The sequence below is a fragment of the Citrobacter sp. B72 genome (genome assembly GCF_016894305.1).
In the GTDB taxonomy this organism is placed as follows: Bacteria; Pseudomonadota; Gammaproteobacteria; order Enterobacterales; family Enterobacteriaceae; genus Citrobacter; species Citrobacter portucalensis.
Window position 1 is genome coordinate 3,212,708 of record NZ_CP069801.1, and the last position, 15,895, is coordinate 3,228,602.

Genomic DNA, 15,895 nt, shown 5'->3' on the forward strand with positions numbered 1-15,895 from the left:
GGGCCGAATGCATAGCTTATTTTAAATCCGCATCATCAAAACTAAATCCGGTATCCGGCATAATCCAGAACCCGGTCAACCGGGTACTGTGTGCCGAAATCAGTTTTTCCACCACCAGCGGGATCCACGGCGACTCTTTCCAGATAATATCCTGCGCGTCTTTGTACAGCTTCGCTTTCTGCGCCGGATCGTTAGTTTGCAACGCTGCCGCTAAATCACTGTCCACCTGCTTATTGCTGTAGAACGCCGTATTAAACAAAGTTGGCGGCCAGTTTTGTGATGCAAACAGCGGTGACAGCGCCCAGTCAGCTTCGCCCGTAGACGCCGACCAGCCGGTGTAGAACATCCGTACCCCGCTCTCTTTCTGCGCTTTCCCTTCAACTTCCGCCGCGCGCTGGCCGGCATCCATCGCTGTTACCTGAGCCTTAATGCCCACCTGCGCCAGCTGCTGCTGGGTAAATTGCAGCACTTTCTGCGCGGTACTGTGGTTATGCGAAGACCATAGCGTAGTGGTAAAACCGTTCGGATAACCTGCTTCTTTCAGCAGTTCGCGCGCTTTCGCCGGGTCGTAGGGCCACGGCGTATAGCTTTGCGCATAGGCTATCGACGGGGGGAGAACGCCGGTTGCCGGCGTCGCGTAACCAGCAAAAGCCACTTTCACCAGCGCCTGGCGGTTGATGGCATAATTCAGCGCTTCACGCACCTTCGGGTTGTCGAACGGTTTTTGCGTGACGTTCATGCTGATGTAACGCTGCATAATAGACGGACTGGCCACCAGTTCCAGGTTTTTGTTCTTCGCCAACAGCGACGCCTGCTCGTATGGGATCGGGAAGGCAAACTGCGCTTCCCCAGTTTGCAGCATGGCCGCACGCGTGTTGTTGTCGGTCACCGGACGCCAGGTAATCGTATCCAGCTTTGGCAGCCCTTGCTGCCAGTAGCCCGCGAACTTCTTAACCTTCACAAAATCCGTCTGATTCCAGGTATCAAGCTGGTACGGCCCGGTCCCTACAGGATGGAAACCGATCTCCTTACCGTATTTTTCCAGCGCGGCGGGAGAAATCATCGCCGTTGCCGGGTGCGCCAGAATATTGATAAAGGCAGAGAACGGCTGTTTCAGCGTAATCTTCACCGTCGACGGATCGACGACTTCGGTTTTATCGATATTCTTATACAGGTTGTAACGTTTCAGATGGTTTTCCGGGTTACTGGCCCGATCGAGGTTAGCTTTTACCGCATCGGCATTGAAGTCAGTTCCATCCTGAAACTTCACGCCCTGGCGCAGCTTAAGGGTATAGGTCAGCCCATCATCAGAAACCGTATAACTCTCCGCGAGCACATTTTTCAGTTTCATCTCTTTATCAAGACCAAACAGCCCCTGATAAAACGACTTCGCTACCGCCTGTGACAACGTGTCATTCGCGTCATAGGGATCGAGCGTCGTGAAATTGGATCCCACGGCCACCACTACATCTTTGGCGGCCCAGCCAGGCGATGCGGCCAGTGCAGAGGCCACTCCCACAGCAACCAGCCATTTTCGAGCAACAATTTTTGTCATGTTATTCTCCTTAAACCCTGCCTGCCTGTTATAAACGCGAAAGCGCATTTTCTGGTAGCGGACGCGCAACATAATGCCCCGGACCAACTAACTGGAGTGATACGGGGGAAATCTCTTCGCCACGTTTACGAATATTGCTGGGGATATCGTCCGACAACAGCACGCGCTGGGGACGGTGATGGGATGGATCGGCGACCGGAACTGCTGCCATCAGCTTGCGAGTGTACGGATGTTGCGGATTTTCAAACACCGCCCGTCGGGTGCCTATCTCAACGATCTGCCCCAGATACATTACCGCCACACGATGACTGATCCGTTCCACTACCGCCATATCGTGGGAAATAAACAGGTATGCGATACCCAATTCTCGCTGCAGATCGAGCATCAGATTGATGATTTGCCCGCGAATTGAAACATCCAGCGCCGAGACAGATTCATCGGCAATAATCACTTTGGGATTGAGCGCCAATGCCCGTGCAATACAGATACGTTGACGCTGACCGCCGGAAAACTCGTGCGGATAGCGCCAGGCATGCTCAGGTAGCAAGCCTACACGTTCCAACAACCATGCAACCCGTTTTGATCCCGCATCGCCCTGCAATAACCCATGTACCCGTAGCGGCTCCAGAATGGAATATCCCACGGTCTGGCGCGGATCGAGCGAGGCATACGGATCCTGGAAGATAAACTGAATATCCCGACGCAGCGGCTGCAACTTGCTGGCAGCAAGGGTATCAATACGCTGTCCGTTGAAAATGATTTCCCCACGCTGAGACTCAACCAGGCGCAGCAGCGCCCGCCCGGTGGTGGATTTCCCGCAGCCCGACTCCCCCACCAGTGAGAGCGTTTCTCCAGGCCACAGGTCAAAGCTGACGTTTTCCACTGCATGCACCTCGCGAGTCACGCGATTTAGAATGCCGCTGCGCAGAGGAAAACGCGTCACCAAATTACGTACCCGCAGAATAGGCTCGCCTTCAACCACGGTGTCCTGCTCGGTCTGCGGTTCTACATGACTGGGATCGTGCAATGAAATGAGCGGGAAACGGCGCGGAAGCTCATGCCCGTTCATCGCCCCAAGCTGCGGCACGGCTGCCAACAGCGCTTTGGTATAGGGATGCTGGGGAGCGTGAAAAATCTGTTCAACGCTGCCGGTTTCTACCGCCTCGCCCTGATACATCACCAGCACGCGGTCAGCAATATCCGCCACAACGCCCATATCGTGGGTAATGAAGATCACTCCCATCGACATATCCTGCTGCAACACTTTTATCAGTTGCAGGATCTGCGCCTGAATGGTGACATCCAGCGCGGTCGTCGGCTCATCGGCAATTAAAACCGCAGGGCGACACGACAGTGCCATGGCGATCATCACCCGCTGGCGCATACCGCCGGAAAGCTGGTGTGGATAACGCGATAAAATCGCCTTCGCCTCGGGGATACGCACCTGATCGAGCATCCGCTTCGCTTCTACCATCGCCTCTTCATGACTGGCGCCCTGGTGCAAGCGTATAGACTCGGCAATCTGCTCGCCCACGGTAAACACCGGATTGAGCGATGTCATAGGCTCCTGGAAGATCATCGCGATATCCGCACCGCGCACGTGACGCATTTGTGATGCGCTCTGTTCACCCAGCTCAATAACCTGCCGGTTGCGGCGTCGCAGCAGCATTTCATCGCAGCTTACCTCGCCGCCTGCTTGTTCAATCAGACGCATCAGCGACAAGGCCGTCACCGACTTTCCTGAACCGGACTCACCAACAATCGCCAGCGTTTCGCCACGCTTCAGGCGAAATGACAGATTACGCACTGCGCTGACACGCTGCTGCTCCTGTTCAAAGGCAATATTCAGATTTCTGACTGCCAGCACGTCGCTGGCATCAAGCTCATCACTGTGTGGCAACGCTATCTCCTTTTTCCCGATAAATACCGGTGGTTGGCGTATCGCCTGCGTATCCCCAGGCGCGGTACATGCCTTCGCTATTAAACGGCAAGGCCACGTTGCCCTCATGATCGATAGCAATTAAACCGCCACTGCCGCCAAGCGCCGGTAATTTTTCCATCACTACGCGTTCACACGCTTCGGATAAACTCAGGCCGCCATAGTCCATCAACGCCGCAATGTCATAGGCCGCCAGCGCACGAATAAAGACTTCCCCGGTTCCGGTGCAGGAGACTGCCACACTTGCGTTATTGGCATAACAGCCTGCGCCGACCAACGGACTGTCACCCACCCGCCCCGGTAATTTGTTGGTCATTCCACCGGTCGATGTTGCGGCCGCCAGATTGCCAAACATATCTAACGCGACCGCCCCCACGGTACCCATTTTGTTGTTTTCATCCAGCGGACTCGCGCTATGGTCCAGCACCGTTTCACCCACTGTTCGCGCCGCCAGTAGTTGAGCGTAGCGTTCTGGCGTCGAGAAAATATCCGCTGATACGCGCTCCATACCCTGCGCAATGGCAAAGTTTTCAGCCCCTTCACCTATCATCATGACGTGTGGGCTGTATTCCATTACCAGGCGCGCCGCGAGAATCGGATTGCGTAAATGGCTGACTCCGGCGACGGCTCCCGCATTCAGCGTGTTACCGTCCATCACGCAGGCATCCAGTTCATGGGTTTCATCACGGGTATACACCGCGCCAATTCCGGCATTAAACAACGGACACTCTTCCAGCAGGCGCACGGCTTCGGTAACGACATCCAGTGCGTTACGACCGTCCTCAAGCATCCGCTGACCGGTTTCAACGATATCCGACAGCGCCTGAATATAACGCAACTCTTGCTCCTGACTCAGCTGCGAACGGGTGATAGCCCCTGCGCCGCCGTGAATTGCAATGACTGCTTTACCCATTTTTTTCGTCCATTAGGTGGCAGGTACCGGGGTTATAAATATCAGAATTTCTGTGACTTATTGATTCGATTTTTGAATATAGAAAGATGCAGACGTCATGTAAAGGTAAAGGCCCGTACCTCACGCCCCATCCCATCAGGTTATTTAGATGAGTTAAACAGAAAGAGTATCTTCCAACATCGTTGAATATATTATTCAAGCCGATCGGCAATCTGTTTTTTTGCATAAAACACAAAGCGTTCAACAGATGGCATAGACGCAGCCCAGTTCTTTTTGGTTAACCCCAGGTATTCCGCACGTGCGGCTTGCAGCGTATCAGCATACTCATCGGGTAATTGCGGTATAAGCCAGGAAGCGGCTTCATCTTTAGCGACAATATTGCCCGTAACTACGCTGTACCAAATACGCGCCAGAGTAAGGATGATATTTCGCTCGTCACCCTCTAAATCGCCCGGTTTCTGCCACATATCAAGGATATGCCGAAACGTTTGCAAGACATCGCTAAAAGGGATGACGTTGAATAACGTCTCAGCGGGTTCACCGAACAACGCTACGCTGACGCGCCGGGCCTGGGTCAGCAGGATGGAAAGATCAGGATCCACCTGTCTCGGCTCAATAATTCCCGCGCGAATATCGTCACGCAACCATTCGCCAAATTGCATTTCTCTTGACGGTGGGAATTGCCACGGCACAAGTTGTGAATAGACCACGATGGTCACTTCCAGCGCCCGATAGCTATCAACGCTGCCAGGCGGTGCTGATATTTCCAGAAACCCCTGCATCAGATCTTTTATTTGCCGGGTATTCAGTGGCTGCCTAATGGTAACCAGTAAATCGATATCGCTTTGGGGCTTTAAGCCACCTTCAACAGCAGAGCCATACAAATGAACAGCAACCAGGTCGCCCTCGATAATCCGCGCAATCAGTGCACTGGCGGCATTCACCTGTTGTCGAATTGAATTCGGGATAGTCGCAGCCATTTAGCCTCCTGGAAAAAAGCAGAAATAATGAGTCTATACTGCATTTTTCCTGTAGTGCTATTCTCTGGCAGAAAACCTGTCTCAGATCGGATCCTAAGCCTGAGGTAGCATACTGTCTGCGTCCATTTTCTGACATAATGAGCGGATTCGATTTTGCCCCGCAGGAGTCTTCTCATGGAATTTACCGCCGGACTGATGCCGCTTGAAACGGCTCTCTCTCAGATGCTTTCGCGTATTACCCCACTCACCGCCGTCGAAACGCTGCCGTTGGTTCAATGCTTTGGCCGCATTCTGGCCACCGACGTCATCTCCCCGATTAATGTGCCGGGATTCGATAACTCGGCAATGGATGGCTATGCGGTGCGATTAGCCGATTTACAATCAGACCAGCCTCTTGCGGTGGCTGGCAAAGCCTTTGCTGGTCAACCATTCCACGGCGAGTGGCCTGCGGGAACCTGCATCCGCATTATGACCGGTGCCCCGGTGCCTGCCGGTTGTGAAGCGGTGGTGATGCAGGAGCAAACGGAACAAACTGACGACGGTGTGCGTTTTACCGCCGACGTCCGCAGCGGACAAAATATTCGTCTGCGCGGTGAAGATATCGCAAACGGCGCGGTGGTATTCCCCACCGGAACTCGTCTGACAACCGCCGAGCTTCCGGTTCTGGCCTCGCTCGGCATTGCCGAAGTACCGGTCGTTCGCAAAGTTCGCGTGGCGTTGTTTTCCACCGGTGATGAGCTGCAACTGCCGGGTCAACCGCTGGGCGACGGGCAGATTTATGATACAAACCGTCTGACCGTTCACCTGATGCTGCAGCAACTGGGCTGCGAAGTGATCAACTTAGGAATTATTCGCGACGATCCCAACGCGCTGCGGGCCGCGTTTATCGAAGCCGACAGCCAGGCCGATGTCGTCATCAGCTCTGGTGGCGTTTCGGTAGGCGAAGCGGATTACACCAAAACCATTCTGGAAGAGCTGGGAGAAATTGCCTTCTGGAAGCTGGCCATCAAACCCGGTAAACCGTTCGCGTTTGGTAAACTGAGCAACAGCTGGTTTTGCGGCCTGCCGGGTAATCCGGTTTCTGCGGCCCTCACCTTTTATCAACTGGTGCAACCGCTGCTGGCTAAACTCAGCGGAAACACCGCCTGTGGGTTACCTCCGCGCCAGCGCGTGCGCACCGCCTCACGCCTGAAGAAAACGCCAGGGCGTCTGGATTTTCAACGTGGTGTATTGCAGCGTACCGCGGAAGGCGAACTGGAAGTCACCACCACCGGACACCAGGGCTCGCATATTTTTAGCTCCTTTAGCCAGGGCAACTGCTTTATCGTGCTGGAGCGCGATCGCGGTAACGTTGAGGCCGGAGAATGGGTTGAGGTAGAGCCGTTTAACGCACTGTTTGGAGGCCTGTAATGGCAGAACTCAGCGACCAGGAGATGATGCGCTATAACCGGCAAATCATTCTGCGCGGCTTCGATTTCGAAGGTCAGGAAGCGCTCAAAGATGCGCGGGTACTGGTCGTTGGTCTGGGGGGACTGGGATGCGCAGCAACCCAGTACCTTGCGGGCGCTGGCGTCGGGCATTTAACCCTGCTCGACTTTGACACGGTCTCCGTGTCAAACCTCCAACGCCAGACGCTGCACAGCGATGCAACAGTCGGGCAACCCAAAGTGCTATCCGCCCGTGACGCGCTAGCGCGGATTAACCCTTATATCGCCATTACGCCGGTGAATGCGCTGCTTGACGATAGCGAGATTCACGCGCTTATTACCGAACACGATTTGGTGCTGGACTGTACGGATAACGTCAGCATCCGCAATCAGCTGAATGCCGGATGTTTTGCCGCCAGAGTCCCGCTGGTTTCCGGTGCAGCTATTCGCATGGAAGGACAAATTACCGTATTTACCTACCAGGACGGTGAGCCCTGCTACCGTTGCCTGAGTCGTCTGTTCGGTGAAAATGCCCTGACCTGCGTAGAAGCCGGAGTGATGGCCCCGCTGATCGGCGTGATCGGATCGTTACAGGCGATGGAAGCCATTAAGCTACTGGCAAACTACGGTAAACCGGCATCCGGAAAAATCGTCATGTACGATGCCATGACCTGCCAGTTTCGCGAAATGAAGCTGATGCGCAACCCGGGATGTGAGGTTTGTAGTCGGTAAAAAAGTCGGGTGACGGCTTCGCCTTACCCGACCTACAACGGCTCGAACGTAGGCCGGGTAAGCGTTAGCACCACCCGGCAACAGCATCAGATCGACGTGCGACCGAATGCGCTCTGCCAGTCGTGCTCAAACTTCGCGACGGCAGCATCAACCGCCGGAGAGCTAATCATCTGCTGAGCAACGTCCAGCGGTAGCGTGATGGACTCGCAGCCCGCCAGCAGACAATCCAGCGCCTGACGCGGTGTTTTAAAACTGGCCGCCAGTACTTTGGCGTGCGGGGCATGCATTTTCAGTAACGTCTGCAGGTCGGTCACCGTCTGAATGCCATCCCCTCCTTGCGCATCCACGCGGTTAACGTAAGGCGCAACGTATTCCGCACCCGCCAGAGCAGCCAATAACCCTTGAGCAGCACCGTATACCGCGGTACCCAGCGTCGGGATCCCTTCTTCTTTTAGAAGCTTAATCGCCGCCAGACCTTCTGCCGTCACTGGTACTTTGACCACGATATCCGCAATGATTGTCCGCAGTTTACGCGCATCGCTGACCATCCCTTCGGCGGTCGTCGCCATCACCTGAGCAAACAGACGGCCTTGTCCCCCCATCGCTTCCTGCAGTTGCGGCAGTAGTACTTCCAGCGTCTGGTTCCCTGCCGCCACAATGCTCGGGTTAGTGGTCACCCCTGCCAACGGAAAAATACGCGCCAGAGCTTTTACCGCATCAACATCAGACGTATCTAAATAGAGTTCCATAACCTTTCCTCAAACGAATAATTAGCATGAATAAAAGGTAGCACGGCGAAACCTCACTGTTAGTTGACGCACGTCAATATAACTTTCATTCGAAAGTAATTTAATCTTTATACGAAAGAAGAGAGGTCGCTTATGATTTTTAATATCCAGCGCTACTCCACGCATGATGGTCCCGGTATTCGTACGGTGGTGTTCCTTAAGGGATGCTCCCTGGGCTGTCGGTGGTGCCAGAATCCGGAAAGCCGCGCCCGCACGCAGGACCTGCTTTATGACGCGCGTTTGTGCCTCGACGGTTGCGATCTCTGTGCTCAGGCTGCACCCGCGGTGATTGAACGGGCGCTGGGCGGATTACTTATTCATCGCGAAAAACTGACCGATGACGCTCTCACCGTACTGACCGACTGCTGTCCGACTCAGGCGTTAACCGTCTGCGGAGAGGTAAAAAGCGTGGACGATATCATGGCGACCGTATTGCGAGATAAACCGTTTTACGACCGCAGTGGCGGAGGCCTCACCCTGTCCGGCGGTGAACCGTTTATGCAGCCAGAGCTGGCAGCTGCTTTGCTCAAAGCCAGCCACGACGCAGGCATTCATACCGCGGTGGAAACCTGTCTGCATGTCCCGTGGAAGTATATTGAACCATCATTAGCTGACGTCGATTTGTTTCTCGCCGATCTAAAACACGTGGCGGATGCGCCGTTTAAACAATGGACCGATGGGCGTGCCTCTCGCGTACTGGAAAATCTAAAAAAACTGGCTGCCGCCGGTAAAAAAATGATTATCCGCGTACCGCTGATTCAGGGATTCAACGCAGACGAAGCCGCTATTCAGGCCATTACCGATTTTGCCGCCGATGAGCTTCACGTCGGTGAGATCCATTTTTTGCCCTACCACACCCTTGGCATCAACAAATACCACTTACTCAGTCAACCCTACAACGCACCGGATAAACCGCTTGATGCGCCAGCACTGCTCGAATTTGCCCAGCAGTACGCCAGCCTTAAAGGTTTAACCGCGACCCTACGAGGATAATCGCCATGACCACTCTGAAACTGGACACACTCAGCGACCGTATCAAAGCGCATAAAACGGCCCTGATCCACATCGTGAAACCACCGGTTTGTACCGAGCGCGCCCAGCACTATACCGAGATGTATCAGCAACACCTGGATAAGCCTATCCCGGTACGTCGTGCACTGGCACTAGCTCATCATCTGGCGGAACGCACCATCTGGATCAAACATGACGAACTGATCATTGGTAACCAGGCAAGCGAAGTGCGTGCCGCGCCTATTTTCCCGGAATACACCGTCTCCTGGATTGAAAAAGAGATCGACGACCTCGCCGACAGACCGGGCGCAGGCTTTGCGGTAAGCGAAGAGAACAAACGTGTATTGCATGAGGTGTGCCCATGGTGGCGTGGTCAGACCGTGCAGGATCGCTGCTACGGGATGTTCACTGATGAGCAGAAAGGGCTGCTGGAAACCGGCATTATCAAAGCCGAAGGTAACATGACCTCCGGCGACGCACACCTGGCGGTAAACTTCCCGCTGCTGCTGGAAAAAGGTCTCGACGGCCTGCGTCACAAAGTCGATGAACGTCGCTCCCGCATCAATCTGACATGTCTGGAAGACCTCCATGGCGATCAGTTCCTGAAAGCGATTGATATCGTGCTGGAAGCCGTCAGTCTTCACATTGAGCGCTTTGCCGCGCTGGCACGCAAAATGGCATCTACGGAGACCCGCGCCAGCCGTCGCGAGGAACTGCTGACCATGGCGGAAAACTGTGATGTGATTGCTCATGAACCGCCTAAAACGTTCTGGCAGGCGCTGCAGTTGTGCTACTTCATCCAGTTGATCCTGCAAATTGAGTCGAACGGCCATTCAGTGTCGTTTGGTCGCATGGATCAGTATCTCTATCCTTTCTACCGTCGTGATGTGGAGCTGAATCAGTCGCTGGATCGCGAGCACGCCATTGAACTGTTGCACAGCTGCTGGCTGAAACTGCTGGAAGTGAACAAAATCCGTTCCGGCTCCCATTCGAAAGCCTCGGCGGGCAGTCCGCTGTATCAGAACGTGACCATTGGTGGTCAAAACCTGGTCAACGGCCAGCCGATGGATGCCGTCAACCCGCTCTCCTACGCGATTCTGGAGTCCTGTGGCCGTCTGCGTTCTACGCAGCCAAACCTGAGCGTGCGTTATCACGCGGGGATGAGTAATGACTTCCTTGATGCCTGCGTGCAGGTGATCCGCTGCGGTTTCGGGATGCCAGCCTTTAACAACGATGAAATCGTCATAGCGGAATTCATTAAGTTGGGCATTGAACCGCAGGATGCCTATGACTATGCGGCCATTGGGTGTATCGAAACCGCCGTTGGCGGCAAATGGGGCTACCGTTGCACCGGCATGAGCTTTATTAACTTTGCCCGCGTGATGCTGGCGGCACTGGAAGGTGGGCGTGATGCCACCAGTGGCAAAGTCTTTCTGCCACAGGAAAAAGCGCTCTCGGCTGGTAACTTCAACAATTTCGACGAAGTGATGGATGCCTGGGATACGCAAATCCGCTACTACACGCGTAAATCCATAGAAATTGAGTATGTCGTCGACACCATGCTGGAAGAGAACGTGCACGATATTCTGTGTTCCGCGCTGGTAGACGACTGCATTGAACGGGCGAAAAGCATTAAGCAAGGCGGCGCGAAGTATGACTGGGTATCGGGTTTGCAGGTGGGTATTGCCAACCTCGGTAATAGCCTGGCAGCAGTGAAGAAACTGGTCTTTGAACAGGGCGCTATTGGTCAACAACAACTGGCCGCCGCGCTGGCCGATGATTTTGACGGTCTGACCCATGAGCAGTTACGCCAACGACTGATCAACGGCGCGCCGAAATATGGCAACGATGACGATAGCGTTGATACGCTGCTGGCCCGCGCTTATCAGACCTATATCGATGAACTGAAACAGTATCATAATCCGCGTTACGGACGTGGCCCGGTTGGCGGCAATTACTACGCCGGGACCTCATCTATTTCGGCAAACGTGCCGTTTGGCGCAGCAACGATGGCAACGCCGGATGGCCGTAAAGCACACACTCCGCTGGCAGAAGGCGCAAGCCCGGCCTCCGGTACGGACCATCTCGGCCCAACGGCGGTAATTGGTTCGGTGGGTAAACTGCCGACCGGTTCGATTCTCGGCGGCGTGCTGTTAAATCAGAAGCTCAACCCGGCCACGCTGGAAAATGAATCCGATAAGCAAAAGCTGATGATCCTGCTGCGTACCTTCTTCGAAGAGCACAAAGGCTGGCATATTCAGTACAACATTGTCTCCCGTGAAACGCTGCTGGAAGCCAAAAAACACCCGGATCAATATCGTGACCTGGTGGTCCGTGTAGCAGGTTATTCCGCCTTTTTCACTGCGCTTTCTCCGGATGCGCAAGACGACATCATCGCGCGTACTGAACATATGCTGTAAACAATATTGTCGGCCGGATGAGATTCCACACCGCCATCCGGCACGCCACCCTCCCCATTGCCGGATACGCTGACGCTTATCCGGCCTACAACGACTCTCCCCGTAGCCGGGTAAGGCAAAGCTACCATCCGGCTTTTTACTTTCATTCGAAATTAAATTTGTGCTACAGGTCACATTGTTATTAGAATGTTTCTGGTTGCAGTAATCGCCAGGAGCCTATCTTTATGACCATCAAAGTTATCGTCACCGATATGGACGGAACTTTTCTCGACGACGCCAAGAAATACGATCGTGCACGTTTTATGGCGCAGTATCTGGAACTGAAAAAACGAAATATCGAATTTGTCGTGGCCAGCGGTAACCAGTATTACCAGCTGATCTCCTTTTTCCCGGAGCTCAAAGAGGAAATTTCTTTTGTCGCTGAGAACGGGGCTTTGGTCTTTGAACATGGCAAACAGCTGTTTCACGGCGAGCTTACCCGCCACGAATCCCGTATTGTCATTGGTGAACTACTAAAAGATAAGCAGCTCAACTTTGTGGCTTGTGGGCTGCAAAGCGCTTACGTTAGCGAAAATGCGCCGGAGTCCTTTGTCGCATTGATGTCAAAACACTACCATCGCCTGAAACCCGTAAAGGATTATCAGGATATCGATGATGTGCTGTTCAAGTTCTCGCTAAATTTACCGGACCAACAAATCCCATTGGTTATCGATCACCTGCATGCTGCGCTGGACGGCATTATGAAGCCCGTCACCAGCGGCTTCGGGTTTATCGATCTGATCATTCCGGGTCTACATAAAGCCAACGGGATCAGCCGCCTGCTTAAACGCTGGAACCTGTCACCGCAAAACGTAGTCGCCATTGGCGATAGCGGAAACGACGCGGAAATGCTGAAAATGGCGCACTACTCTTTCGCCATGGCCAACGCGGCAGAGAATATCAAAGCGATTGCTCGCTATCAGACCGACGACAATAACCATCAGGGCGCGCTGAACGTAATTCAGGCTGTGCTGGATAACACCTCCCCTTTTAACGTCTAATCCTGCCAACCGGGGTATCCCTCATCCCGGTTTTCACTCTTTTTCTATTTTGCTCACTCCATCAAGCTTTAAACTTGCGTTAACTAAATTTTAACTTATATTATCATCTGTAAGTTAGTTAAGTTTCGAATGAAAGTTAATGCGAGGTGGATATGGCTTTTACTTTTACCAGCGACACGCTGCCTGCCGATCACAAAGCGGCAATCCGGCAGATGAAACAGCAACTGCGGGCACAGCTTGGGGATGTTCAGTTAATCTTCAATCAGTTGAGCGATGCTATCGCCACCCGGGTGGCGGAAATCAACGCCCTCAAAGCGCAAGGTGCCCCGGTGTGGCCAGTGATATCTTATGCAGATATCAAAGCAGGCCACGTAAGTGCAGAGCAGCGTGAAGAAATTAAGCGTCGCGGATGCGCAGTCATTAAAGGTCATTTCCCTCGCGAACAGGCTCTCGGATGGGACAGCTCAATGCTGGACTATCTGGACCGCAACCACTTTGACGACGTCTATAAAGGACCCGGCGATAATTTCTTCGGTACTCTGAGCGCATCACGGCCTGAAATCTACCCCATCTACTGGTCCCAGGCGCAGATGCAGGCCCGCCAGAGTGAAGAAATGGCCAATGCACAGTCGTTCCTCAATCGTTTGTGGACCTTTACAAGCGAATGTAAACAATGGTTTAACCCGGATATCAGCGTTATTTACCCTGACCGTATTCGCCGTCGCCCCCCGGGAACCACGTCCAAAGGGCTGGGCGCGCATACGGATTCCGGCGCGCTGGAACGCTGGCTTCTTCCGGCATATCAGCAGGTCTTTGCTCATGTTTTCAATGGCAAGCTGGAAGATTACGATCCGTGGCAGGCGGCGCATCGCACTGAGGTAGAAGAGTACACGGTGGATAACACCACCAAATGTTCGGTATTCCGTACCTTCCAGGGCTGGACTGCACTGTCCGATATGCTGCCAGGTCAGGGATTGTTGCATGTGGTCCCGATCCCTGAAGCGATGGCGTATGTGCTGTTACGCCCATTGCTTGACGATGTGCCGGAAGATGAACTTTGCGGCGTCGCGCCCGGCCGGGTGCTGCCGATTTCCACGCAATGGCATCCTCTGCTGATTGAAGCGTTAACCAGCATTCCACAACTGGACGCCGGAGACTCCGTCTGGTGGCATTGTGATGTGATTCACTCCGTCGCACCGGTGGAAAATCAGCAGGGTTGGGGTAACGTGATGTACATTCCTGCCGCACCGATGTGCGAAAAGAATCTGGCCTACGCCCACAAAGTGAAGGCCGCGCTGGAAAAAGGTGCATCACCGGGTGATTTTCCACGGGAGGATTATGAAACTAACTGGGAAGGACGCTTCACGCTGGAGGATTTGAATATCCACGGTAAACGCGCGCTGGGGATTGTTTAATTTTATATCCCCTTATCCCTAAGTATCTCGTGTTACAGGTGCAACCATCACACCTGTAACACGAGAACGACGGGAGACTTATTCGACGCCTTTACTACGCAGGTAATCTTCGTAGTTACCGGTGAAGTCGATTACGCGTTCCGGCGTAATTTCAATCACGCGGGTTGCCAGCGAGCTGACGAACTCACGGTCATGAGAAACGAAGATCAGCGTGCCCTGGTACATTTCCAGCGCCATGTTCAGCGACTCGATAGATTCCATATCCAGGTGGTTGGTCGGTTCATCCATAACCAGGATATTCGGTTTCTGCATCATCAGCTTACCGAACAGCATGCGTCCTTTTTCACCACCGGAGAGCACTTTTGCAGGTTTCTTGATATCGTCCTGGCTGAACAGCAGACGACCAAGGAAGCTGCGTACTACCTGCTCATCATCGCCTTCCTGCTTCCACTGACTCATCCATTCGAAAACAGTCAGATCGTTTTCGAACTCGTATTCATGATCCTGCGCGTAGTAACCGACCTGGGCGTTTTCAGACCACTTAACGGTACCGTTGTCCGGCTGTAAGTCGCCAACCAACGTTTTCAGCATGGTGGATTTACCCACGCCGTTGGCACCAATGATGGCAACCTTCTCCCCTACTTCCAGCAGCAGGTTGAAGTTTTTAAACAGCGGGCCTTCATCAAAACCTTTCGCCAGCGCTTCCACTTCCAGCGCGTTACGGAACAGTTTCTTATCCTGTTCGAAGCGGATGAACGGGTTCTGACGGCTGGACGCTTTCACTTCGTCGAGCTTAATCTTATCAATCTGACGCGCACGAGAAGTCGCCTGTCGAGATTTAGACGCGTTGGCGCTAAAGCGGCTGACGAAGGATTGCAGATCGGCAATCTGTGCTTTCTTCTTGGCGTTATCGGCCAGCAGACGTTCACGCGCCTGGGTTGCCGCCGTCATGTATTCGTCGTAGTTACCCGGATAAACCCGCAGTTCGCCGTAGTCCAGATCCGCCATGTGCGTACAGACCATGTTCAGGAAGTGACGGTCGTGTGAAATGATGATCATGGTGCTGTCACGCTCGTTCAGCGTCTGCTCCAGCCAACGGATGGTGTCGATATCCAGGTTGTTCGTTGGTTCGTCGAGCAGGAGAATGTCCGGGTTAGAGAACAGCGCCTGCGCCAGAAGCACACGCAGCTTCCAGCCGGGTGCGACTTCGCTCATCGGGCCGTAATGCTGTTCTACCGGAATACCTACGCCCAGCAGCAGTTCACCCGCACGCGCTTCCGCAGAGTAGCCGTCCATTTCGCCATACTGAACTTCGAGGTCAGCAACTTTATAGCCGTCTTCTTCGCTCATCTCGGCCAGAGCGTAAATGCGATCGCGCTCCTGCTTCACTTCCCACAGTTCAGCGTGACCCATGATCACGGTGTCAAGCACGGTGAACTCTTCAAAGGCGAACTGATCCTGGCGCAGCTTACCAATACGCTCGTTAGGATCGAGGGAAACGTTGCCCAGCGTCGGTTCGAGATCGCCGCCGAGAATTTTCATAAAAGTGGATTTACCGCTACCGTTCGCGCCAATCAGGCCGTAACGGTTGCCGCCGCCAAATTTGACGGAAATATTTTCAAACAGCGGCTTACTGCCGAACTGCATGGTGACGTTGCTGGAAACTAACACTGGC

Annotated in this window: 12 protein-coding genes; 6 read left to right on the forward strand and 6 right to left on the reverse strand. The window is 53.7% G+C overall.

Going from position 1 to position 15,895, the window contains the following annotated elements; genetic code table 11:
• Positions 1-16 precede the first annotated feature (16 nt).
• The 4 genes from gsiB to JQN59_RS15400 form a co-directional block, all read right to left on the reverse strand.
• Positions 17-1,555: a glutathione ABC transporter substrate-binding protein GsiB gene (gene gsiB / locus JQN59_RS15385; RefSeq protein WP_060682494.1), complete on the reverse strand. Its 1,539-nt coding sequence runs from the start codon at positions 1,553-1,555 to the stop codon at positions 17-19.
• A 28-nt stretch (positions 1,556-1,583) separates the two neighbouring features.
• Entirely contained in the window at positions 1,584-3,455 is a 1,872-nt protein-coding gene (gsiA, locus tag JQN59_RS15390) for a glutathione ABC transporter ATP-binding protein GsiA (RefSeq protein ID WP_079934655.1), read from the reverse strand.
• Positions 3,442-4,407 carry a beta-aspartyl-peptidase gene (gene iaaA / locus JQN59_RS15395; RefSeq protein ID WP_149607134.1) on the reverse strand — a complete coding sequence of 322 codons (966 nt, stop codon included), beginning with the start codon at positions 4,405-4,407 and terminating at the stop codon, positions 3,442-3,444. Before iaaA ends, gsiA begins: the two co-directional genes overlap by 14 nt.
• 191 nt (positions 4,408-4,598) lie before the next feature.
• Positions 4,599-5,387, reverse strand: coding sequence for an aminoglycoside adenylyltransferase family protein (locus JQN59_RS15400; RefSeq protein ID WP_149607133.1), 789 nt, complete (start codon positions 5,385-5,387; stop codon positions 4,599-4,601).
• A 174-nt stretch (positions 5,388-5,561) separates the two neighbouring features.
• On the opposite strand from JQN59_RS15400, the gene moeA reads away from it, so the two are divergent.
• Both moeA and moeB read left to right on the forward strand, forming a co-directional pair.
• Positions 5,562-6,797, forward strand: a complete 1,236-nt coding sequence (gene moeA / locus JQN59_RS15405) for a molybdopterin molybdotransferase MoeA (protein ID WP_149607132.1) — start codon at positions 5,562-5,564, stop codon at positions 6,795-6,797.
• Positions 6,797-7,546, forward strand: coding sequence for a molybdopterin-synthase adenylyltransferase MoeB (moeB, locus tag JQN59_RS15410; protein ID WP_048225992.1), 750 nt, complete (start codon positions 6,797-6,799; stop codon positions 7,544-7,546). Before moeA ends, moeB begins: the two co-directional genes overlap by 1 nt.
• Before the next feature lie 86 nt (positions 7,547-7,632).
• On the opposite strand, the gene fsa is transcribed toward moeB, so the two are convergent.
• The gene (gene fsa, locus JQN59_RS15415) at positions 7,633-8,295 is read right to left on the reverse strand and encodes a fructose-6-phosphate aldolase (protein ID WP_048235765.1); all 663 of its coding nucleotides are present in this window, start codon (positions 8,293-8,295) and stop codon (positions 7,633-7,635) included.
• A gap of 132 nt (positions 8,296-8,427) precedes the next feature.
• On the opposite strand from fsa, the gene JQN59_RS15420 reads away from it, so the two are divergent.
• From JQN59_RS15420 to JQN59_RS15435, 4 genes are all read left to right on the forward strand, one after another.
• The gene (locus JQN59_RS15420; RefSeq protein WP_079934654.1) at positions 8,428-9,327 is read left to right on the forward strand and encodes a glycyl-radical enzyme activating protein; all 900 of its coding nucleotides are present in this window, start codon (positions 8,428-8,430) and stop codon (positions 9,325-9,327) included.
• A 5-nt stretch (positions 9,328-9,332) separates the two neighbouring features.
• Complete coding sequence (locus JQN59_RS15425; RefSeq protein ID WP_149607131.1) at positions 9,333-11,765, forward strand: glycyl radical protein; 2,433 nt, start codon at positions 9,333-9,335, stop codon at positions 11,763-11,765.
• A 224-nt stretch (positions 11,766-11,989) separates the two neighbouring features.
• Positions 11,990-12,805 (forward strand): Cof-type HAD-IIB family hydrolase, encoded by an 816-nt coding sequence (locus JQN59_RS15430; protein WP_032942782.1) that lies wholly within the window; start codon positions 11,990-11,992, stop codon positions 12,803-12,805.
• Positions 12,806-12,957: 152 nt separating this feature from the next.
• Positions 12,958-14,220: a DUF1479 domain-containing protein gene (locus tag JQN59_RS15435; protein WP_048214606.1), complete on the forward strand. Its 1,263-nt coding sequence runs from the start codon at positions 12,958-12,960 to the stop codon at positions 14,218-14,220.
• 78 nt (positions 14,221-14,298) lie between these two features.
• Here the strand turns inward: JQN59_RS15435 and JQN59_RS15440 are convergent, their stop codons facing one another.
• Positions 14,299-15,891 carry an ABC-F family ATPase gene (locus tag JQN59_RS15440; protein ID WP_008784214.1) on the reverse strand — a complete coding sequence of 531 codons (1,593 nt, stop codon included), beginning with the start codon at positions 15,889-15,891 and terminating at the stop codon, positions 14,299-14,301.
• Positions 15,892-15,895: the final 4 nt, after the last annotated feature.